Genomic DNA, 22783 nt, shown 5'->3' with positions numbered 1-22783 from the left:
GTAGCGCACCAACCCGGGCAGAAAAAAGCCCCAAGACCAAAGGTCTCGGGGCTGGGGTTTAAGGCATCAGCCTTGATCGTGTGCGGCAAGCTCCGCACAGCCACGTCCGAGGGCATCCAACCAGGCGTGGTACCACCCGACCGCCGTCGCTGTCGCGCCCGCAAGCGCCACCGAAGACCGCTGCAAGAGCCTTCCGGCCTGCACGCAAACCGTCACCTCCCAACGCCCGTTAAGGCGCCGAGCGGGCAGCTGCACCACCGCACCGGTGTGCGGATCGACCTCCTCGAACCACTCCACCCGCGCGACCAAGTCCGGCAGCCTGCGCTTGGCCGCGGCATAGGCGGCGGCCCAATGCATGGTCGATGCAGAACCATCGCGGGCCTGCAGCCGCTCGAGAAACGCGCGCGGGTCTTGATCGCCGGCCAGACCGCACAGGCCAACGCCGCAGTTCAGCGCCACCGCGAGGGCTCGTGCTCGGTCGAGGGCCCAGACAATATCCTGCGGATTCATCCGCTCCAAGGATAATGCCGCCCCGGCGGCATCCGCCACCGGCCACCAGGCGCAGGTGCCGCCCGATGGCGGTTGCATCGCCACCACAGCCCCACCAAAGAGCGCCAGATACGGGTCCTCAGCCGCGCCGAAAGACACCGCCTCCAAGCTCGGGCGCCCGGCCAGCATCAGTGCTGTGGGGTAGGGCAGCGCATAGCCCGCGCGCGTCTGCACCGCCACATCGGCGATGGGAGTGGTCAAACCAGAAACAAATGTACAAGTCATAAGAATTCTCCTCTGCGTGATGGCCTGGGACGAAGGCCCAAGCTCCGAGAGGCATTCCAGGACAAAAAAAACCTCGACATGCAAGGCATGCCGAGGTTGGAGTTGCATCGCAAAAATGCGACGCCAATCACGGTCACGCTCGCCAGGCGAGCGCGGAATTAAAATGTTAGACCAGCGCGGGAGCCACCCCGCGCGCACTGACGCCATTGCGGTGCCACCCGCAATAACGCCCCCTACACCACAACGTCCAGACCCCCTGGCCTGAACGCCGGCGACTTCCGTCGCCACAGCCTACGCGCGCTCTCCCCCTTTCGGCCACGGCTGCCACACCGTGCGCGGGTATCAAACCCGCTCCCAACCCGCTTTCGGCGGGCGGTTTTTTGCCTACTTGGGGCACGCTCTCCCAGCGTTGGGGATTTTTCGGGTTCGTTAAACCCGCACCGAGATGGCACCACCATCCCGGCCCCCGCAGCCAGTTGCCCAGTTATCTCATCCTGTCATCTCTCCAATCGCGCCTAGATCCTCGTCGTTCCCAAGCTTCCATCACCCCAGGTCCCGGGGTTTTCAGCAGCCCAATGTCCCGAACGGCTTGCTTACGTCTTGGGTCCTTTGGATCATTGCAGGTCACTACCCTAGTCGGCTCGAATTGGCTCCACATTGCACCTAAACGGTGCTTTTAGACGCTTACGCTCCCGCCTGCCCGCCCGGCTTCGCCTCCCTGGCTCACCGCACGGTACACCGACGCCTCCACGGCACTTGCCGCGTGACACCGACGCTGACATCACTGCCAGCCTGGACGGCCCTCGTCTGTGGCACGGGTGAGGCGCTTTCACGCCTCCCCCGGGTCGGACTGATTACCGACTCTCAGGATGAGCAGGGTCATGGGGCATTGCCTCCCCATGCCCGTGTCCTGGTCGCCCGACGTCACAAAAGGACAATCTGAATGGAGTAGAAGCACCGGTTTAGTTCGCTCAACTGAGCGAGGGTTACCCGGTGCCGCCCTCCTCGCACCCCGCGAGCGGGATTAACCGCACGAGGCGCTAAAGCGCGCGGCTCCGGATGGCAGCCCGGAGCCTGGGGGTGGCGTCCCCCGGGGGCTTACAGCCCATGGCTTGAAGTGGCGGAGGTTGGCGGCCTCCCGCTGGATTCCCGTGAGGAAACCCAGTGGGAGGCCGCCCCGCCGTGCCGGCCAAAACGTCGTGCCGCGACAGGGAGTCCCCCCGCCGGCGGTCGTCGAGCCGTTCGGCTCAACCTCAAGGAGTATTGCCGGACATAAAAAAACTGCACCAAGCTGCCGCGTCGCCGCGACCGATCAGCGCTCACTGGCGTTCGCAAAGGAACATTATTCGCATGCTGTGACGCCAGTCGCATCATGTTCTTGCACCAATGGGTTATGATCCATTCATGCGCATGCTCCGTCCCACCCAGATCGATGCCCAACGCACCATCTCGCGGCTGATCAACGCCTATCCGCTGTGGATCAGCGGCATCATCGCCGCCGAGAAATGGCCGGCGTTTGTGACCAAAATGTCCGCCCGCTACGAAGTCGACATCAGTCCCGCCGCTCGCCAATGGCGCAAACGCCGCTGCCAGTGCAATACCCACCTGATCGGCGCCGAGCTGCCCACCAAGGAGACCGGCGAGCAGATTCGCTGGGTGATGCTGGTCAGTGAGCAAGGCCGCGGGATGATCAAGGATCTGGAATCCCTGCAGGACGCCCGCCGTGAGCGCCTGGTGTGGGGCGACTATGTGCTCATGCACCTGACCCGCCCGCGCGTCCATGGCGGCGGCTCACGCTGGACCTGGTGCCTGCTGCCGCAGATCGAGCAGCAGGAAGCCAATTACCTCACCGCGCTGGCGCAAAGCGCCGGCAAACAGCGCGATGCCAAGCGCCTGGATGCCTTCATCCGCCAGTCCCTGCTGCGCCGACCGATGCACTCCGGGGTGCGCACCCAGGTGGCCAAGATGCTGCGCCGCGCCCGCGTGGTGTGGGTGCGCCATAGCCATGACGCCCCCTGGCCGTCGGTGGAACCCGACAAACTGCCGCATCTGGGAGCGTATCGGGCGGCACAATGAATACTGCGGCGTGTGGTGTGGCGCCACGGTAGGCGCTACAAGAGCCGTCGGATATCACGAACTACAAGGCGCTCGACAATACACTAGACCGTGCAGACCGACCGGCATTGCAGGTGTGCAGGTGTCGGCCTGTATTGCGTTGTTTCAAAAGCGTTCTTTGTGCGAAGCCGGTGATCACGCGTCTGCCCTCCTGCGTGATGTGGCACCCTATGGCACGCGTGATAAAACGGTTTATGCAGCATGCAACGAGATGCATCTGTTAGCATTTATTGGTGTGCTACACTAAACCCATCATCAGCCAGAACGCCACCCGCGAAGAGGGAGTTGCTCATGTACCAAAGTGTCATCGGCCTGGATATCGGCCATTCCGCCGTCAAGCTCAGCTTCGACACGCCCGAGGGTGTGCGCCGGGCGCAGTTTTCCGCCCTGGCCTGTACCGCGCTGCCGCTGCGCGATCCGGGCGAAGCAGCCTTGGCGGCGCGGGAGACGGTGACGATCAAAGGGCGCGACTATTTTGTCGGGGAGACCGCCGCCGTGCAGGGTAAGGCGGTGCTGGCCAATGGTCTGACCGGCGAGTGGATCGCCAGCGACGCCCATGCTGCGCTCATGGCGCAGGCTCGGCGTTTGGTTGAAGCCGCTGCTGGCGTTGGCCCGCATGTCTGGGTGCTGGGGTTGCCGGTGGCGCAATACCAAAGCGCGCAACCCGCCTTGCGCCAGGTCGCGGGCGAACAACTCGGCGCCGCGGCCGACCTGTTCATCCTGCCCCAACCGCTGGGCGGCTACTACGCTCATCTGCTCGACCGCCATGGCCTGCCCCAACCTGGCCGGGCGATGACGCAGGAGTCCTGGGCGGTGATCGATGTCGGCTACTACTCCACCGATATTGTTCTGTTGCACAAAGGCCGCTGGGTCGAAGCCGCCAGCGGCGGCTGCGCCGGGGTGCGCCTGGCGGTGGAGTACCTGCAACGCCAGCTCGACGGGCAGGGGATCAACCTGGATTTGATCGACGCCGAGACCGCGCTGCGCACCGCTCGCCTGCGTCACTTCGGCCAGAGCATTGATCTGCACGCGCACATCGCCACCGCCAGCGCGGTGGTGGCCGAGAAGGTCATCGACCTGGCCGGGCAACTGCTGGCGAGTTATGTGCAGGGGCTCGACGGGGTGCTGGTGATTGGCGGTGGTGCCGATCTGGTGCTGCCGGCGCTCAAAGCGCAATGGCCACATGCGCGGGGCGTGGAGGACGCGCATCATGAACCCGCCTTCAGCGGCCCGCGTTACAGTGTCAGCGAAGGCTACTACCGCCATGGGCGCAACCGCCTGCTGCTGGCGCAGGCGGCCTGATGGGGACCAAGAAGCCCCAACCGGCGCGGCGCGCCTACCGAATTGCCATTACCCTGCACCCCGAGCGCGAGGCCGATCTCTATGAGTGGACCCGGGCGGTTCCCAGCGGAGAACTCTCCTCCCATATCAAACAGGCGCTGCGCGAGTATGTTGCGCGTTATGCCGGGCAGACGGTGACGGTACCGGTGGCGCTGCGGCGGTTACAGGTGCCGGCGCTGGCGGGCCAGGGCGGTGATGTGGCAGCTCCGGCTTCCAGCGTGGAAGCGGAGCGCGCAGGCGCACCGCGACAGGAATCGATGCCCGCCGAGTCCACCTCCCATCCATCGACGGCAAAGGAACCGGTCAACGCGCAAGAGGCCATGGACCCCGACACGCTCGATGCGCTGCGCGCGCTCAATGCGCGCTTTGAAGGCTGATCCGCAATCATCGCTTGAGCTGTTTGCTATGCTGGGGGTTGGAAGCCTCCTGTATCGGTGGCGACCCGAGGATCTGCATGACGCAGAACTCCGTTGGTTGCACACATGCGGCGCGCGCGGCTGACAGGGACCATCTAATGAGCCACGACCAGAACTTCAAAAACCTCATCCTTGATTATCCACGCCAGGCCATTGAGTTTGCCGCCGCGAGCGAAGCGGCGCGGCTGGGCGAGGAGGTGCGCATTCTGCCGCTGCGCGAGGAACAGCTGAAGGAGCGCCTGGGTGATCGCTTTCGCGAGCTCGATGTGCCGCTGCTGCTGGAATGGCCCGACGGGCGCCGCCAGGCGCTGCTGTTTGTTTTCGAGGAAGAAACCGAGCCCGGGCGCTTCTCCATCCATCGCCTCGGGCACTACTGTCTGGACCTCGCCGAGCTCTACCACACCGAGCGCGTGGTGCCGGTGGTCATCTTCCTGCACCCCGGACAGTTCCGTGAGTCACTTAGCCTGGGCAGCGACACGCGCGTGTATCTCCAGTTCAGCTATCTGGCCTGGCCGTTGTTCGGGCTGAAGGCGCGCGATTACTTCGACAGCCCCAACCTGGTCGCCCGCCTGAACCTGCCCAACATGCAGTATGCGCCCGAGGAGAAGGTTGAGGTCTACGCCCAGGCCGTGCGCGGCCTGCGCACGCTGGAACCAGACCCCGAGCGACAGATCAAATACCTGGACTTTATCGACATCTACGCTGCGCTCGATGACAATGAACGCGAATGCTATCAACATAGCTATGCCGAGGAGATCGAGACCATGACTGCGTTTGCTGATCGATTTATTGCCCAGGGGAAGGTGGAGGGCATGCAGGAGGGTGAAGCCCGTTTACTGCAGCATTTGCTGTCCACCCGTTTCGGAGCCTTGCCGCCAGAGGCCGAGCAGCGCATCGCCGCAGCCGACGCTGAAACTCTGCTGCGTTGGTCTGAGCGACTGTTCGATGCCCGGCAGCTTGAGGATGTCTTGCATTAGTGCCGGCAAGGATTGCGGGCGAGGGCGGGCGCATGCGCGCGATGCGGCTGATCGGAACAGAGGATTATGACGATTGGCCATCCATGATGCGCGGCACTGCCCGGAGTGCGAAAGACGCGAAAGACGCGAAAGACGGCGTGGTTGCTCAGTTCTTGGATGCGAAAGACGTCGCGAAAGACGGGCGAAAGACGCCGCGGCCCCGGGGCAGCGCGCATGGTTGCGCCGGCGGATTATCGATCGGTCTCGGCACCGACCCAGGCGTGTTTCGCGCGTCTTTCGCCGGTCTTTCGCCAGTGCCGCTTCAGTCGTGACGCTGTCTTTCGCGTCTTTCGCGTCTTTCGCACCCCACTGGCGACCATCAGGGTGAAAGTCCGTGCTGGCCCTCGTGGACCAACACGGGAGATCACCGTGATCGCTCAATCACCGATGAACCGATAGCTGGTCAGCGTTTTCTTCGCGGCGCCGTGATGGGGGACAGTTAGCCGTTCGATCTGCCGATCCGCCAGCAAGCGGCCTAACAACTTATCGAGATCGTTCTTGCGTATGTGGTTACTAAAGCACTTTGTCGTAATGTCTGAGCGAAGCACGCCCGCCGGTGATTGCTCTCTGAGAAACGCCAGCAGCTGCATTTTCCGATTGCGCTGCAGGGCTTCGCTTTCGCGGTTTTTGACATCCCCGCCAAAGACGAATTCAGCCGTTTGGCGATGATGCTCAGCCCAAGCCAATGCAGCTTCCAGGTGGGGTAGATCCACCTTCAGAGCGCGATCTGCCGCGGCGTAATTCGCTGCCACGCGCCGTGCGATGGGCGCGCGGCGCGCCAACAGCGACGCCAGCGGCTCATCCTCGCTCGGTCGGGCCAGTTCGACGTAGGCCTCGCGCCAGCGCGCCTCGGCGCGGGGCGTTAATGTCATTGCGCGCGTGTGCTTTGCCGTCGGATAGCCGCCTTTGGCCCAGTGCAGCACTGAACCAAAGCGGTCGGCAATTTCATCGACAACCTTGGGGTCGGTCGGGGGCGGCAACGGCTGCAGGCAGACCCGTTCGGAAAAGCTCAGCAAGAAGCGATTGAGGAACCCGTTGTACAGATCCACGGCGCGCAATACCTTGTGCAGCTCATCCGGGGTGATTGCCGCGTGAATTGACACATGCGGATCAGTGCATTGATAGCGTGCATTCTTTGTTAGCGGCCCCTGCGAATGGCCGTCAAACAGATCACGCAGCATCTCCGTCAGCGGATTGCCGGTGCGTTGACTGACGCCGAGCAATTGAGCGAACTCCGAGATCACCAGCCACAGGCGCTTATCCTCAACGCCGGGGTCATCTTCGCCATCACCATCGCGCAGACGGTAAATCAGCCCTTCTGGTGTGCTGACTCCCCGCGTTTCATAATCGCTGCCCAGGCCCAGTGCAAGAAGTTTTGGATGGACCTTTTTTAACAGCGCGGTTGCTTCATTCTTCGCCGCCAAGGAGGACCGTCCGATGTGGAGGGTGAACAGCAGCAGTGGGTGATCCATGTCACCGATGGGAACATACAGATCGCGGCCAATTTGGGCAGACAGCCAGCTGAGCGCAGCGAGCGCCGAGGCAATCGGATTGATTTCCCGGCCGGCGGTCGCTGCGTGGGCGTACTCGCCGATAATCCCGTGGTAGATTGCAGGATCGACACTCGGCAGTGGGGCGACGTAATCCTGCTCATCCTCGGAACTGACGCGGGCAAAGTCTTTCTGGCGCGCGCCGCGAATCATCCGGGCGAGTTCGCCACCCTGGTACAACTCAGCCACGCGTTGCGGATCGCGGACTTCCCTCAGTCGCGGTTCCCATATCGCGAAAAGGGTGTGAATCGTCGCGTTGTCAAGACCTTGCGCGACAAATCGACCGACGAGGCGTAAAGCGCTGTCATGCAGATCCTCGCCAGCCAGCATGGATTGGAGCCATTCGTCAGAGCGATGCGCCTGTCTTGATGTGGTATGACCAGATGCTCCGGATGCCAAGGGCGGTGTGGCAGAGGGAAAGGCGTGGTTGAGCGTCTCAACATCGTAGGCGACATCACTGCTCTGCTGGATGTGCACCAGGAACGGGTTCATCGGGTCTTTTTGATGGTAAAAGCCGGGGAGTCTCGCCAGCCTCGCCGGGTTATGCACGCTCCGATCGCTGTTAAAGCGATTGAAAATCGCCAACTGCAGAAGCGGAAATTCGCTGACCGGGACATCGTGCGCCCGCCAATAGACATGGTGACGCGCAGGACTCGTGGTGACGATCAGGCTTGGTTTCAGGGGAAATGTCGCAGGGCACGCAGCCGTTTCAGGGGGGTCAAAGTCCGCAAACACAGCGCGAATCCCTGTGACAATGCGATCCTTGGCGATCTTGCCAGTGCCACGGTTAAGCATTACAAACACGCCAGCTCCCTGCCGGTTAAGGGTGTCGAGCATATCCCACTGAGTCAAGAGCGTGCCGCGTTGCGATGACACCAGTTCTGGTCGTTTTGATTCTGATTCGCTTTTTCTGTCGTCGAATGTCACGAAGATGTGCTCTTCATTCTCGGCTCCAATCGCGCGTTCAAACGCGCGTGCGAGCGAATACCGAAGGGCGAGCAAATCACGTTCCTCTTGGCTTGCAGGACGCCGGAGCGAAGAAGGGTTGGTGGACCGTCGAATGTGCGTAATAGCAGGGGCAGTTGAAGTCCTCATGCGTACCTCCGTTGGAGAGGCACGCCGGACTAGATTCGGAGCAAACGAACTGCTATTCTTTAGATGTAGACTCTCGATTAGCAAGTCTGCTCTTCGTCTGATCTGGCGTGCAGGGTTGCAGATAAGGGTGGCGTGCTGGTAACACGCAACCGACACAAAAACGATTTGATCGAAAAACAGCCCGCGCCCTGCGGGCTTTCTTCTTCGTGGTGGTTAGAGCGCAATGACATGTTGGCGTATGCCATTGCGCAGGACGTGGAACTGACTGATTTTGCTTAGGATTGCACCAGCGCACGGTTTTCGTGGGCTGGTTTTTTCATGGAAGCAAGGACATCCGACATGACCTGAGCGGCCGTACTGGTCGCCGCGCGCAGGGTGTCTGGCGCTAAATGCGCATAACGCTGCGTGGTTTTGATCTGCGTGTGCCCCAGCAGCTGCTGGACTTCGTAGAGTGAGCGCCCAGCATTGATCAGCATCGACGCAAAGCTATGACGGAGATCGTGTATGCGAACATCCGGAAGACCTGCGCGCCTTCTAACTGTGTCCCAGCCATAATAGATTTGTCGAAACGGGCGCTCGGTTGCCGGGTTGGGAAACACCCAGGGTACGTGCGGGTAACGTGGAACTTCCGAAAGCAACGCCATGGCACCGTCTGACAGCGGCACAAAGCGACGCTCTTGGCGCTTTGTGAGCGGTATCCGCCAAAGGCCCGTTTCGAAATCGAAATCCTCCCAGCGTGCCTGCAACACCTCATTTTTTCGGGCTCCGGTGAGCAGCAAGAACGCCACGATGTAGCGCAGGACCGGCGCTTCACTCTTCTCGAGTTCCCGGAACAGTCGATCCATTTCCTCCTGGCTGAGATAACGGTCGCGCCGATTGTCTTTTCGCAATAATGGCACTAATTTAGCCGGGTTTTCATCCACGCCCGGCGTGCCCCACCTGATCGCCAGGTTGAATTGATAGCGAAGCAACACCAGCAGGCGATCAACAGAACCCGGTGCGGCCTTCTCTTCCAGGCGTTTTCTTGCGAGATCAGCGATATCTTGTCGGGTGATCGCAGCCAGGGGTTTATCGCCGAAATGCGGTATGAGATGATTCCGGATCAGCGATTCGTCCGTTTTCCACGATACTTTCGAAAGCATCACGTGTTGGAGATACGCGTTAATCGCAAAGTCCCGAAAGGTTGTGGGTGGGGTGGCATCCGCCATGGAAGGATCGCGGCCAGCGGCGATCGTCTCCAATATCTGCTCCGCCGCCTCGCACGCTTGGTCATAATCCATGTGATCGCCCTTGCCCAAGCGCCGCTGGTGTTGGCGGCCGTTGTAGCGATAGCGTAGATACCATGTGCGGTTTTGGCGCCTGGGCCCCCTGACCTCGAGCATCAGGCCAGTGACTTCCACATCGTGGTAATTCGTCTTGCTGCGGCCCAATGAACTCTCGAGAGTGGGCCATGCGTGACGCAATGACTGTTTCGGCATAGATGCTGGTCCCTCCATGTGATGGGTGATAGAGATGGGTAGAGAAGCCGGAGATCGACTGATACCGAGCTTCGAGGGGAATAATAGTACGGAATCCGCGCCTGTCAAGAAACAAATACGAAAACTGCGATTGTGACTGTCCTGGTTTTCCATTTCACGCGACGCAAAAAATAGGTGGATTTCCGGCCCAAAAACGCTGGATTTTTCTCTCCTGCAAAAATGAATCGCTCAAATCCATTGATTATTTTTTTGCGCAAATCATTTGATGGATTCCTCTGCCGTAGAGAATGCCGATGCCACTTTCGCAGACATCATGCGCGTCATTTCGCGATATCCGTACTTTGTTTTCGTTCGGGTCAGTCCGATAGCTCCCTTGCGCTTGGCTGATAGTGGATGGACACGCGTGGCACGCTCAACGATTACGCGCCCTTGGCTGACAGCGAAGGACGCGACGGCGAGGACTTCCGCTGGCGGCTGCGCTGGGCCTGCGAGCGGGTGGGGGGCGTGGTGGCGTTGGCAGAGGAGGCGGGAATGCAGCCCCCGGTGCTTCGCCGTTGGCTTAAGGGCGAAAGTGAGCCAAGTCGCTTGCGGTTGTTATCACTCGCGCGCAGTGCGGAAGTCGCCGAAGACTGGCTGGTCGGGGGAGTGGGCTGGCATTTTCCTTATCGCTGGAGCACAACAGCGCAGGCGCAGGGGCTTGCCGAGCCGGAGGCCTTCCGCCAGCGGATCGCGCTGCTTGCGAAACGGTTGGGCACCATGGTCGAACTCGGGCGAGTGATTGGGCGGCCGGAATCGACCATCCGTGGCTGGGTGCACGGGCCCGCGGAACCCACGCGAGAGATGTTGGTGAGGCTCGCGCTGGGTGCAAATGTTCGCCTGCAGTGGCTGTTAGTGGGCCATGAGCCGATCACCTTCGATACCAATGACCCGGAGGTCTGCGCATTGGACCGACGGATACACGCGGGCCGTTATGATCCACTGCGGAGCTGGGACGAGGGTCAGGTCGAGGCCGGGCTGGCTGCCAGACAAATCGCCGCCTGGCGCGCGCACCCCGATCAACAGAACCAATTTGATCGCCGCCGAAAAAAGCGCCGATCCGCACCAGACGTGGTGGCGGTAGCTGGGGTGCAACAGGCAGGGGAGTCAGGACAATCCGATCCATCGACAGGCGCACTTGATCACACACCGGCGTTGGTGGGCAGCACGGCAGACGCTTCGGCAGGGGGGCCTCATCTGGCGACGAGTCGGCCGCGAAACGCTGATTCCAATCTAAGCGAGGCCGTTACCCTGCAGCGCGTCAAAGGCATGGTCTTGGAAGCGCTGCAACGCGCTGATATTGGGGATCAGCGCCCGGAGGATCGAACCTGGTTGTATGAAACCTGCATTAACCTCTTAAGCGAAATCGGTGGCGGCGCGCGCTGCCAAGAGCGACTCGCAAGAGAGTGCGCCACCGAGGTATTGATGACACTCAGCAGGATGCTGTTGAAACGCGAGCGATGTGACGAATGCAAGAAAAATCAGCCATGAAGCGCCTATGAACGGTGCGGGTTCCTACCAAATGTACGGCCGTTTTCTGGCGATGGTGGGATTTTTGGTAGGAATTGGCTGGCCCCTATTGTAAGAATAAACCATATTTTTTCATCGACTTACAGGGCAATATCAGATTCTGTAAGGGCCAATTTCAATAGCTCAGTAGGAAATTGGTGGGAAAAATGTACTGAAAGTCTCTCGAAAATTCTATAACGCATTGAAAAATAAGCTTAAATAGAATCTCATACCAGCACGTTGACTACTGCTATTGAGAGCATCGACGGTACCTCCGGGGATGATACGTTCAATGGCGTCATCGAGGCGAACGCGGCGGCTGGTGCCACCTTTAACACAGGTGACTCGCTTGATGGCAAGGCCGGCACGGATACGTTCAAGTTGACGGCAGCAACCAATGACACCCCCATTGGAACTTTGGCAAGCATTGAAAACATCCAGATTCAAAACCTGGTTGCCGGCCCGACGGGCGATTTAAACGCTGTCAACTGGACTGGCGTGGAAAAGATCACCGCGATGAACTCGGGTTCCGACTCGCAAACAGCGATGGTTGAGGTTAGTAACCTCCAGAACAACGTCACCGCGGGCCTAGATAATGTGAAGGTGGCTGTCGGTGGAAACGACGCGCTAGAGTTCACCTTTGCAGACGGTAAAATCGGTTCCACCGACGCCACGCTCAACATCGAAACCGCCAGTTCTGGTACCAGCACAAAACGCGCAGACATTAAAGTCACCACCGGTGGAAGCGATAAATTCACCACCTTCGCTGTCAATGCAACCGGCGGCGAGAGCTACATTGGGCTAGCGAGTGTCGCTGGCGACACCGATCCGAAGACCCTGACCTTCTCTGGCGCGGGAAAAGTTGATTTTGCTGCAAGCACCAACGTCGCTTTCACCAATGTGACCTCTGTTAATGCAAGCGCGAACTCGGGCGGCGTGACAGTTGATGTATCCGCTAGCACCAAGGACGCCACCATCACTGGCGGCACCGGTAACGATACCCTAACGGTGAACCTGAACAAAGCGATTAGCGTCAATGGCGGCGATGGCGATGATGTGATCGGCATTGGCAACGCTGCTCTTGGCGATCTCACCACCGCAGACACCCTCAACGGCGGTGGCGGAAATAACATCTTGGCCATGACCGCAGCGGCCGGGGACGCACTGGATGGCGCAAGCTCCACCAACCTGGCGCAGATTACGAACTTCCAGGGTGTGCGCATTAACGATGACTTGAATAACACAACCATCGACATCTCCAAGTTCTCCGGCGCCAACGAGTTGCAGATCGGGGCTGTAACGACCACGGCTGCGGCGACCGTCAATGGCTTCACCTCCGGCGGTACCGTGACCTATGCTGCCGGCGGAGACTCCACTGTTGCAGTCAACATTGGCATGACCGGCGCGACTGATCCGAATACCGACGACACCCTGAATGTTGCGCTGAACTCAGACCTAACGGTGGCTCAACCGGGTAACCAGGTGCTGCTCGGCGTCGATGGTATCGAGAATTTAGCGATCACCACGGCGGATCGTGACAACAAAGATGGTGCGACATCTTCTACAGATGGCACCGGTTACGGCCTGGTTCTTTCAACCGACAGCCGCGTTTCGGACATCACCGCCACCGGCGACCGCGCTCTGAGCTACACCGCAACAACGACTGCCAAAGCATTGAACAATATCGATTTCTCTGGTGTCGGTGCGCGCACTGTCGTGAATCTGGATACCCCCGTGGTCGATTCCGGCGCCGTAGTCAAGGCCGGTAGCGAGGGTGCCTACATCTATGGCACCAACGAAAACGACATCCTGACCGGTGGCGCTAAGGACGACGTCATTCTCGGCGACGCGGGCAAGGACACCCTGACCGGTGGCGCGGGCGACGATTACCTGGTTGGTGGTACTGGAAACGACACCTACACCGGCGATGATGGCAAAAACACCTTTGCCGTGTCGAAGCTGACCAACGTCAATGCCGCGACCTATGTGATGGACACCATCACTGATCTTGACTTCACCAACGACACCTTGGCCGTCACAGCGGTTGCGGCAGGCATCCAAAATGTCTCGAACAACTACGACACCTACGCGACCCTGTACGAAGCGCTCGACACTGCGGTTGCCGGTGACATCGGCGCTAATCGCGCGGGTCTGTTCACCTACAAGAGTGATACCTATCTGTTCATTGACGGCAACAACAACACGGCGCTCAATGCCGACGATACCTTGGTCAAAGTCACCGGGTACAGCGGCACCTTCGCGACAGGCAACATGAGCGCCACGGCTGGCTCCACCATCAATGGCACGGCAGCCAATGACACCTTGGTGGGTACCGCGTTTAATGACACCATCAACGGTGGGGCGGGTGACAATAGTGCCACCGGTAGTTCGGGCGACGATACGATCATTCTCACTGCCGGCGGCAATGACAAAGTAAATTTCGGGACAACTCAGACTCAAAATGGCTCAGACATCATTACCGACTTTGCTGTGGCAAACGACACCATCAACTTCAACTTTGGTGATGGTGGTCTCGCTAATAATGCAGCCTTGAGGGGAACAGGTGTAACCTATGAGGCTGCCAATGTTGTAGCCGGTGCCGTCAACCCGAACGCTAACACAGGTTTTCTTGTGAATAACGGCGCCGACTCAGGGGATCTTACGGTAGGTACGCAGGTCACGGACTTGGCACAATCTGATGCCAACATAAACGCAGGTGATGCATTCTACTACCTCACGGATAATGGAGCGAGTACAGGCCTCTTCCTATTCCAAGATCTTAATAATGACGGTACGGTCGATGCTGGAGAGGTTGGGCTGCTCGGTACATTCAATGTGGCTGATGCAACAACATTCGTTGCTGGTGTTTTCGACAATTTCGCCTAAGCCGGACAAAAGGACAGGCCCGAGTTTCAGCAAACTCGCGCCGCCCTTGTAATCTGGTCGTTCATTACACCCCCAGCCTCTGCTGGGGGTTTTTTTTAGGCGATATCATGATGTTTTCAATCTTTTTTTCGCTGATGGGTTGCACCAGTCGGTGCAGCCGTTTCTTTTCCATAACCAAGAGGACATATTACGATGCTGATGAGCGCATTTTTATTGATCACCAATATCCTTAGCTCGATGCTTGCCGGGTTTCTTTTAGAGCTGTTCATGCTATTGTGGAGACGCCGCCGAAGTCGAGTGTCTATCGTCATACAGGCTGATACGATCCTGATCATTATCGATACTCGACCTTGAACGTTCGTCATCTAAGTTGAAAAAAATGAAATTTTGTGGCCAGCTAAATACGACTTAGGCCAAGCGGTAATAAAACAATGATTCAGGGCAAGATCAGCTTGCCTTCCAACCCCGCTCCCGACCTGTCGGGGCGGGGTTTTTCCATGTTCGTGAGGTCGGTTTTCGCATGCACTGGCAACAGCATCTTCCCGGCTGCTTTGGCGACAGAGATGGCCAATTCGCGCTGCACGCGGCGGATCGCAAGCGCGCCTTGCAACTGCTAGCATGCTGCGATACAGAAAACGTCCCTCTCTCGGCTGTCCTTGACGAGGCCGAACGTCATCTGGGCGGCAAGCACAGCGAGACCGTGACAGATTCAGCCGTGTTTGAAACTCACATCGCCGCCCAGCGTCAGCGCATCGCGGATTTGTTCGGTGGTTGGTTGGAGGATTGAGGCGCCTAAAGGCGCGCAAGAGAGCGTGCGGATGATGACCAAACCATCGAACCAAGGTACCTCTGACAGTCCGCCGTCCCCACTGCAACAGGCCATCAATCACCAACGCGCCGGACGGCTTGAAGACGCCGAGCGCGCCTATCAGGCCATTCTCGACAGCGACCCGGAACAGGCTGGCGCGCACAACAACCTCGGCAATGTGTTGCGCTTGCTCGGTCGCTATGAGGAGGCCCGACTGCACAACGCGCGTGCGGTGGCGCTAGCGCCAGAGAATGTCCTGATGCAGGCCAATTACTGGGCCCTGCTGGAGCGTCTTGGCGATGTGCCGCGCCTGCGTGAGGCGCTGGCGGCGGCGCCCATCTGCCATCCGGGCGTGGATTTGATTCGGGCGCGCTTGTTGCGCCGCGATGGCCAGCTGAAGGATGCGTTGGCCGCATTGGAACAGTCCGACTTAGCGCAGATTCCACTGGAGGATGAGCGCCTAGGGATGTGGGAAGAAATCGCCGCGCTGCGTGGGGCGCTGCATGACCGCCTGGACGAACCGGCGGCGGCCTTTGCCGCGTTTGAGGCGGCCAACACAGCCGCGCAGTCACGCTTCGCGCGCCACGGCATCGACAAGGCGCCCTACAACGCCCACCTGACGCGCCTGGATGCCTGTCTTACCCCGGCTTGGGCCGCAGACTGGCAGACGCACCCGGCCCCGGCGCAGAGCGCCGTGTTTCTGGTCGGCTTTCCCCGCTCAGGGACCACCTTGCTCGACACCATCCTGCGCAGCCATCCGGCAGTGACGGTAGTGGAGGAAGTCCCCTGCGTCGCGCACGCCAAGCTCGCCGCGCTGCGGACCCTGAAGAACTTCCCTGCTGACTTGGCCACCGTCGATGCCCAGACGCTGGAGGCGCTGCAGCTGGCCTATACAACGGCGCTGGACGACGCCCTGAGCCGGGAACCGTCACGCCCGGTGGTGGTGGATAAGCTACCGCTGAACCTCACCGCGGCAGTGCTGATCCATCGGCTGTTTCCCGACGCGCGTTTTATTCTCGCCCTGCGCCACCCGTGCGATTGCGTGCTGAGCTGCTTCATGCACTCTTTCGCGCCCAATGAGGCCATGGCGAATTTCCTCACGCTGACCGACTGCGCGCGTCTGTATGACCGGGCCATGCGCCTATGGGTGCGTGCCAGTGAGGTATTCCCCTTGCGCGTGCATGCGCTGCGCTACGAAGACCTAGTGGTGGATTTCACCAACCAGGTGCGTGCGCTGCTGGATTTTCTCGGATTGCCCTGGGATGATGCCGTCACCCGCTATGCCGAGACCGCCGCCGCGCGCAGGCACATCAACACCCCGAGCTACCACCAGGTGGTACAGCCACTCTACACCCACGCCGCCGGGCGCTGGCAGAAGTACCGCGCGCAACTGGCGCCGGTGCTACCCTGGCTGCTACCGTGGGCGCGCCACTGGGGCTATGCACTCACACCGCAGGACGAGACCCTGATCGAGACCGCCGCGCCCATGCCCGCGCAGACCTTCCTCCACATCGGCTGCGGCCCCAAGCGCAAGGACCAGACCACCGCCGGGTTCAACACCGACGACTGGACGGAGATCCGCTTCGACATCGACCCGGCGGTGCAGCCTGACATCCAGGGCAGCATGACCGACATGGCGGCAGTGGAGTCCGAGAGCATGGACGCGCTCTTCTCCAGCCATAACATCGAGCATCTCTATCCGCATGAAGTGCCGGTGGCCCTGGCCGAATTCCACCGCATCCTGAAGCCTGAGGGCTTCGCCGTCATCACCTGCCCCGACATCCAGAGCGTCTGCGCCTTGGTGGCAGAGGACAAGTTGACCGAGCCGGCCTACCAATCCCCCGCCGGCCCCATCGCCCCGCTCGATATCCTCTACGGCCACCGCCCCTCGCTCGCACAGGGCAACCTCTACATGGCCCACAAATGCGGCTTCACCGAACGGGTGCTGATCGGCACCCTGCAAGCCGCCGGGTTCGCCAGCATCGCCAGCCGTCGGCGCGGCGCGCCCTTTTTTGACCTCTGGGCGGTGGCGAGCAAACGCGTTCGAGACGAGCCGGTATTGCGCGCCCTCGCGCAAGCCCATCTGCCGGCATAAAGGACACCAACCACCATCACCCCGAGAAAGCGCCCATGACCGACTGGACCGCCGGCTACGTCGCCGACATCGGCTACACCCACGGCTACTACCCCGAACTCAACCCCGCGCGCCTGGCGCTGCCCTTGCTCAACGCCGGCCTCGCCCCACCGCAGATCACTCACGCCTGCGAGCTCGGCTTCGGCCAGGGTCTGAGCGTCAACATCCATGCCGCCGCCTCCGGCGTGCATTGGACCGGCACCGACTTCAACCCCAGCCAAGCCGCCTTCGCTCAATCCTTGGCGACCGTCGCCGGCAGCGACGCCCAGCTGTTCGACGACAGCTTCGCTGAGCTCGCCGCCCGCGACGACCTGCCCGACTTCGACTACATCGGCGTGCATGGCATCTGGAGCTGGATCAGCGATGACAATCGCCGGGTGATGGTCGACTTCATCCGCCGCAAGCTCAGCGTCGGCGGCGTGCTTTACTTAAGCTACAACACCCTGCCCGGCTGGGCTGCCTTCGCCCCCATGCGCCACCTGATGACCGAACATGCCGACGCCCTGGGTGCCGAAGGCCAAGGCATCGTCAACCGCATCGATGGCGCCATTGCTTTTGCCGAGCAACTGCTCGCCACCAACCCCCTCTACAGCCGCGCCAACCCCCAGATCAACGAGCGGCTGGAGAAAATGAAAGCCCACAACCGCCACTACCTTGCGCACGAATACTTCAACCGCGATTGGCACCCCATGCACTTCGCCACCCTGGCCGACTGGCTCGCACCGGCCAAACTCCGCTACGCCGGCTCCGCCCACCTGCTCGATGCCATCGACGCCATCAACCTCACCCCCGAGCAACAGACCCTGCTCAACCAGCTCCCCGACCCCGACTTCCGCCACAGCGTGCGGGACTTCATGGTCAACCAACAATTTCGCCGTGATTACTGGATCAAAGGCCCGCGCCGGCTCAATCCGCTCGAACAAGCCGAGGCCCTGTGAGCGTAATCACGATAATTGCGGGACCCATTTCCAAGCCATTTGAAGGACATGGAATGCGTGTGGGATCACGGGGGCCGTTACTGGCCGACAGCGGGAAGCCGGAATCGTGAACCACGCTCCCCCCCTGAGGGGGGAGAGACGCAGCGGGTTCAGTTGCCTCTAGCGCTCTGGCGAATGGCGCGAGCGAGGGTGTAGCGGGCATAGCGCTCGGCATCGGCTCCGCGACGCGGGGACGCGCGCTCGAGCAAGCGTTGGTAGACCGTGGTCGGTGCAAGGCCGGCCTCAAGAGCGCCGCAGACCCAGCCCCATTCGCGGGCAGATTCGGACGGATCACCGGTGGATAAGCGCGCCCGTGGAGCGCAGTTGACGACCGGCGGCGGAGCCGGAGCCATCGTTGGCAAGGCCGGAGTTGGATCCCAGACGCGCTCCTGCGGGCTTGGTCGCCGAAGGACATTGACCCACTCCCCGCCACGCTTGGCATTCTTCATCCCGGCGAGCCGACCGAGGTGCTCACCGGAGACCGAGCCCGGATCGGCGCCAACGCGCGGGATCAGCCAACGCTGCACATCACAGCGCTGCGCCTCATCGAGCGCGCGGGTCAGCCGTAGCCACAGGTGGCAGCCCCCGAGCGTCGAAGTCTGCACCACCAGGGCCGCATAGTGCCGAGCGATGCGCTGCGCCATCGGCCGTGCGACATCATCGAGAAACACCATTGGCCAGGGATAGCCGCGGGCTGGACGGATATAAATATCGGCCTGTTGGACATTGCGCGCTCTGGCCAGCCCCAACGGAAGCTGATCCAAAGAGCGATCATGGAACCACAGCATCGTCGCCTTGGCGGTGCGCACCGCCAAATCGGCACGCACGATGCCAGCGTCGTGCCATGCCTCAAGCATCACGGCGGTGTGTCTTGCCGCTGTCATGGCCTGGTGCGGGCGCTCAGCGCTCAAGCGGCTCATCAGGCGCCCGCCCTGGCACTCGGGCGTTGGCGGGCGTTGCCCGCCGCTGAACCAAACACCTCAAGGTAGAGTTGTTCATCGAGCTGCGCGCGTTCGAGCCGAGCAGCCTGCGCCAGCAATTCTGCCGCCATGGTCGTGAGCACGCGATAATTGCCCAACGCATGCTCAGCGAGCGTCTTCATCAGCCCTGCGCTCATCAGACTCGCATTGCCGGCACTGTGTTGTAAATGCTCCAGGCAGGCGACCAGCGCCTCGCGACTGGCATACTCCATACTCAGGCGCGTACGGATACGACTGCCCAGCGGCAGCAACTCCTCACGGCGCAGCTTGGTCGCCAGGCGGCCATCGCCGGCCAGGATCACGCTCAACAACGTGCGCGAATCGAACTGCATGGAGGTCAGCAGACGCAGCTCATTGAGCACCGTCGGATGCATCTCCTGCGCCTCGTCGATGAGCAACACCGGGCGCAACAGCGTCGTCTCCAGATGCGCCAGCCAGCGCTCGCGCAGGATCTTGAAGCCACCCCAGCGGTTATGGGGCTTGAGGTCAACGGCGAACAGATCGCCCATCTCGCGGTAGAAGTCCGCCACCTTCGAGCTGGGATGCGTGAGCGCCCCAACGCTGATATCGGGCAGCTGGCGCAGACGCTCATCGAGCAGGCGCAGTACCGCACTCTTGCCGGTACCCGGATCACCTTGAATGAGCGCAAAACCGCCTTCGCGGATCAGGCTCTGCTCGATGCGCCAGCAAAACTGCTCCACCGGCGCGCTGCGATGCAGTGCCGCCGTCGGCAGCTCCGGGGAGAACGGATTGAACTTCAGTCCATAGAGGGCCAGCAGGGTCTTGTTCATCGACTGGATTCCAGGTCATCGTGTTTTGGCAGATAGGCCGGCGGCAGACCGGTGGCGGCATACTCGGCGAGCAAGTCGCGCAGCAACGGTGGCAGCGTCGTGGCGCGTTGTGATGGCGGTGGCGGTGCGCCGGCGGGCTCAAGGCGCCGACGCTGCCCGGAGGCATTGGCGGCTTTATCGAGGGGATAGAGGCGGCAGAGGATGGCGCCCGAGTGGGGATCAACCACGTCCACAGCACTCAGATCCCAGCGGGCATAAGCGATATGCAGTTGCTCAAGGTGACGCAAGCGCGCCGGCACCTCGAAGCGCTTGCCCGCCAGGCTGAGCGTCCCATCGCTGCGGCGCTGACGGCGTTGGACGCGACAACGAAAAGCGGCGCGGACCTGCTCGCTGTCCGGACAGGGGCGCCCCACGTTGGGCGCATCGAGAAGACGCGCAAGCGGCGTGGCGGCGGTCTCACTGTGGACCTTGCGGTGGTACTCCTGCTCCACCCACGCCTGAGTGAGGGTGTTGAGCCGCTGCAGGCTCAGCTCCTCCAGCCCCTTAAGCATCGCCATCAGGCGGCCTTCCAGCGTGGCCCAGAAGCGCTCCTGCTTGGCGTTCTGATACGGGCTGTACGGCAGGGTCGGCTCGTGGAGGATGCCCAGCGCATGCAATCCGGCGGTGAATTCCTCGGCCTGCATTGCCGCGCCGTTATCGCTCATCAGGGCGCGCGGCAGCCCGCGCTTGTGCAACGCCTGTCCCAGACCATGCACCAAGGTCTCGGTGGTCTCATCGAGGTACCACTGCAGATGGCAGATCAGGCGCGAGTGATCGTCGATGACCGCCAGCAGCAGGGGCTTGACCCAGACGCCACCCCGGGTGAGGACGTTGCGCGAGCCATGATGAAAGTCCAGATGCCACAAGGCATGGACATACTGGGCTTCATAGCTGCGCACCTCGCAGGCCTCCAGGCGCCGCGCGGCCTGCTCGGCCCCGGGTGTCTTGCGCGCCGGGACACGCCGGCGGTGCAGGCCCGCGCGCTTCATGAAGCGGCGCACGGTGGCATAGGAGGGCAGCGGCCCCAGGGTTTCATCGCCCGCGCACAAGGCGGCGAGGTTGTCGTAATGCAGCTGCACCGTCCAACCGGGGTAGTCGCGGTATTGCGCCTGTACGGCCTCCATCAGGCGCGGGCTCAGCGCGCGCTGCTCCCCGGCATCGCTGCGCCGGCGCGGGCGCAGTGCGGTCACCGGGTCTTGGGCATCGCGTGCGAGGTAATACCAGCGCTCCAAGGTCCCAAAGCTAAAACTGACCGCCCGCCCAGTCACCGGATGACGCCATGACTTGGCCGCCAGCGCCTTCAGCCGCGCGCCCAGCGCGTTCGCCGGCGCAGGATCAGCCAATAAAGGACCAATAATGGCAAAGCGCAACCGCGCCCAACCATCGGGATCACCGAGGCCGTTGTCATCGGACATTCGTCTTCACCTCCCAGTTGTTTCACACATCACCGGGAGTCTAGAAGGCGCCGCCCAGCGGCGCGATGAGGTCTTCTGCGGGTTGGCGTTGCCCTACAGCAAGCCTGTCGCTGTCGTGCTCGGGGCGATCAATATCAGCAGTTGCACGACGCGCTCGGACAACGCTTTTGCGCTCAATTTTTCCAGCAGGGATCCTGGCAGGTGCTCGGTGGCGATCGGCGGCATCAACAGACCAGCCAAGGATCGAAAGCAGCGGGTTTGCACAAACTGCTCACGCCACCAGTGCTGCCACCGCCGCAGGGTTTGGACGGTGACACCGAGCGTCTTGATCAAGCGCCGGCGACGCGATGCGCTCAGTCCGTCATGCAGGGCCGAAATCAGCACGACGATGACCCCGAGATAGACCTTGCGGCCCAGAAACCGAACGGAAGGCGGGGTGCTGCGCCGCCGGCACCCGTCCGCGGCGCAGCAGAAACTCAGACGGCTCTGGTAGCTCTCATCCAAGACGCCACGCACACCTCGGGGCTTACGCGGATAACGGGCGCTGTGCAACGCACCACCGCAGTCACAGCCGCCCGCGCGGACTTCCTCGGCAATCGACTCGTCGATCCGGGTGAGCAGTTGGTAAAAGTTCGTGTCGGCAAGAAAGGCGTGACACACTGGGACTGTCTCCTGGTTTTTGGCGAAATTCGGAGACAGCCCTCTCGGACAACTTGCGTCAAGTTGTTTGAGGGGGTTTTTTGTTTTCCCTCACTGAATTTGCTCAGAATCGCGGCCGATTCCCGCAAATAGTCTGCTCAGGCTCAGGCCCTGCGCGCCCAGCGCCTGGTGCTCATCGCCCATCGCCCCGATGTCCCGCTCAAGGTCACCGGCAGCCTCGGCGAGGCCAACCTGAGTGAGGCCATCTACACGCCCATCCTCGACCAGCTCGCCGACCACCAACCCAAAACCATCGGCCAACTGGAAACCCGTCTCAAAGACCAGGGCATCAACTTCCCCCAACTGCTGCAGGCCACCCTCATCCTCACCGGCGCCGGCCACCTCGCCCCGGTCTCGGCATCGGCAATGGGTGACAAGGCGCAGGCCAAGTCCAAGAAGAACAGCGAGCGCCTCAACGCTCACCTCCTACAGCAGGCCCGCGGCAGCAGCGACATCAATTACCTCGCCAGCCCGGTCACCGGCGGCGGCGTGCAGGTCAACCGCTTCCAGCAACTGTTCCTGCTCGCCTACAGCCAAGGCCACAAGCAGCCCGCCGACTGGGCCAACCAGACCTGGCAGCTGCTGCAGAGCCAAGGTCAGCGGCTGATCAAAGAGGGCACGCCGATCGCGTCCCCCGAGGAGAACCTGGCCGAGCTGAACCAGCAGGCGCAGGACTTTGCCACCAAGCAGTTGCCGATCTTGAGGGCGTTGGGGGTGGTTTAGG

18 protein-coding genes are annotated in these 22783 nt (G+C 61.4%); 11 read left to right on the top strand and 7 right to left on the bottom strand.

All coding sequences use genetic code 11. From position 1 onward, the window contains the following. Positions 1 to 66: 66 nt before the first annotated feature. Positions 67 to 774, bottom strand: coding sequence for a hypothetical protein (locus Thiosp_RS24255; protein WP_201067378.1), 708 nt, complete (start codon positions 772 to 774; stop codon positions 67 to 69). 1410 nt (positions 775 to 2184) lie between these two features. Between Thiosp_RS24255 and Thiosp_RS24250 the strand changes: the two genes are divergently transcribed. The 5 genes from Thiosp_RS24250 (at position 2185) to Thiosp_RS24230 (ending at position 5934) form a co-directional block, all read left to right on the top strand. Then, entirely contained in the window at positions 2185 to 2850 is a 666-nt protein-coding gene (locus Thiosp_RS24250) for a hypothetical protein (RefSeq protein WP_323696756.1), read from the top strand. A 330-nt stretch (positions 2851 to 3180) separates the two neighbouring features. After that, on the top strand, positions 3181 to 4191 hold the full coding sequence (locus tag Thiosp_RS24245) for a ParM/StbA family protein (protein WP_201067381.1): 1011 nt from the start codon (positions 3181 to 3183) through the stop codon (positions 4189 to 4191). Continuing rightward, on the top strand, positions 4191 to 4607 hold the full coding sequence (locus tag Thiosp_RS24240; RefSeq protein ID WP_242518652.1) for a hypothetical protein: 417 nt from the start codon (positions 4191 to 4193) through the stop codon (positions 4605 to 4607). Before Thiosp_RS24245 ends, Thiosp_RS24240 begins: the two co-directional genes overlap by 1 nt. A gap of 137 nt (positions 4608 to 4744) precedes the next feature. Next, positions 4745 to 5623, top strand: a complete 879-nt coding sequence (locus Thiosp_RS24235) for a DUF4351 domain-containing protein (protein ID WP_201067385.1) — start codon at positions 4745 to 4747, stop codon at positions 5621 to 5623. A gap of 32 nt (positions 5624 to 5655) precedes the next feature. Further along, positions 5656 to 5934 (top strand): hypothetical protein, encoded by a 279-nt coding sequence (locus tag Thiosp_RS24230; protein WP_201067388.1) that lies wholly within the window; start codon positions 5656 to 5658, stop codon positions 5932 to 5934. 105 nt (positions 5935 to 6039) lie between these two features. On the opposite strand, the gene Thiosp_RS24225 is transcribed toward Thiosp_RS24230, so the two are convergent. Together Thiosp_RS24225 and Thiosp_RS24220 are read right to left on the bottom strand one after the other, a co-directional pair. Continuing rightward, complete coding sequence (locus Thiosp_RS24225; protein WP_201067391.1) at positions 6040 to 8214, bottom strand: DUF3987 domain-containing protein; 2175 nt, start codon at positions 8212 to 8214, stop codon at positions 6040 to 6042. Positions 8215 to 8582: 368 nt separating this feature from the next. Further along, complete coding sequence (locus Thiosp_RS24220; RefSeq protein WP_201067393.1) at positions 8583 to 9737, bottom strand: site-specific integrase; 1155 nt, start codon at positions 9735 to 9737, stop codon at positions 8583 to 8585. Between the two features lie 441 nt (positions 9738 to 10178). Here Thiosp_RS24220 and Thiosp_RS24215 point away from each other — a divergent pair, with 441 nt between their 5' ends. The 5 genes from Thiosp_RS24215 to Thiosp_RS24195 all read left to right on the top strand — a co-directional run bounded on the left by Thiosp_RS24215 (position 10179) and on the right by Thiosp_RS24195 (position 18096). Then, positions 10179 to 11312, top strand: coding sequence for a helix-turn-helix transcriptional regulator (locus Thiosp_RS24215; protein WP_201067396.1), 1134 nt, complete (start codon positions 10179 to 10181; stop codon positions 11310 to 11312). A gap of 258 nt (positions 11313 to 11570) precedes the next feature. Beyond that, positions 11571 to 14216 (top strand): beta strand repeat-containing protein, encoded by a 2646-nt coding sequence (locus Thiosp_RS24210; RefSeq protein ID WP_201067398.1) that lies wholly within the window; start codon positions 11571 to 11573, stop codon positions 14214 to 14216. 520 nt (positions 14217 to 14736) lie between these two features. After that, positions 14737 to 15003 carry a hypothetical protein gene (locus tag Thiosp_RS24205; RefSeq protein ID WP_201067401.1) on the top strand — a complete coding sequence of 89 codons (267 nt, stop codon included), beginning with the start codon at positions 14737 to 14739 and terminating at the stop codon, positions 15001 to 15003. A gap of 31 nt (positions 15004 to 15034) precedes the next feature. Further along, complete coding sequence (locus Thiosp_RS24200) at positions 15035 to 17119, top strand: sulfotransferase (protein ID WP_201067404.1); 2085 nt, start codon at positions 15035 to 15037, stop codon at positions 17117 to 17119. A gap of 35 nt (positions 17120 to 17154) precedes the next feature. Next, positions 17155 to 18096 (top strand): class I SAM-dependent methyltransferase, encoded by a 942-nt coding sequence (locus Thiosp_RS24195; RefSeq protein WP_323696755.1) that lies wholly within the window; start codon positions 17155 to 17157, stop codon positions 18094 to 18096. 149 nt (positions 18097 to 18245) lie between these two features. On the opposite strand, the gene Thiosp_RS24190 is transcribed toward Thiosp_RS24195, so the two are convergent. The 4 genes from Thiosp_RS24190 to Thiosp_RS24175 all read right to left on the bottom strand — a co-directional run bounded on the left by Thiosp_RS24190 (position 18246) and on the right by Thiosp_RS24175 (position 22020). Beyond that, positions 18246 to 19055: a DNA-primase RepB domain-containing protein gene (locus tag Thiosp_RS24190; protein ID WP_323696455.1), complete on the bottom strand. Its 810-nt coding sequence runs from the start codon at positions 19053 to 19055 to the stop codon at positions 18246 to 18248. Further along, positions 19055 to 19906: an ExeA family protein gene (locus Thiosp_RS24185; protein WP_323696456.1), complete on the bottom strand. Its 852-nt coding sequence runs from the start codon at positions 19904 to 19906 to the stop codon at positions 19055 to 19057. The genes Thiosp_RS24190 and Thiosp_RS24185 overlap by 1 nt, the downstream gene beginning before the upstream one ends. Then, positions 19903 to 21360, bottom strand: a complete 1458-nt coding sequence (locus Thiosp_RS24180; protein WP_323696457.1) for a DDE-type integrase/transposase/recombinase — start codon at positions 21358 to 21360, stop codon at positions 19903 to 19905. Before Thiosp_RS24180 ends, Thiosp_RS24185 begins: the two co-directional genes overlap by 4 nt. Before the next feature lie 93 nt (positions 21361 to 21453). Next, a complete protein-coding gene (locus Thiosp_RS24175; protein WP_323696520.1) occupies positions 21454 to 22020 on the bottom strand; it encodes a hypothetical protein in 567 nt (188 codons plus the stop codon). Between the two features lie 168 nt (positions 22021 to 22188). On the opposite strand from Thiosp_RS24175, the gene Thiosp_RS24170 reads away from it, so the two are divergent. After that, complete coding sequence (locus tag Thiosp_RS24170; RefSeq protein WP_242518639.1) at positions 22189 to 22782, top strand: hypothetical protein; 594 nt, start codon at positions 22189 to 22191, stop codon at positions 22780 to 22782. Position 22783 lies beyond the last annotated feature (1 nt).

The organism is Thiorhodovibrio litoralis, from assembly GCF_033954455.1.
Lineage (GTDB): Bacteria > Pseudomonadota > Gammaproteobacteria > Chromatiales > Chromatiaceae > Thiorhodovibrio > Thiorhodovibrio litoralis.
The sequence above is the reverse complement of the archived record's forward strand: the minus strand, read 5'-3'. Positions and strand labels throughout refer to the sequence as shown.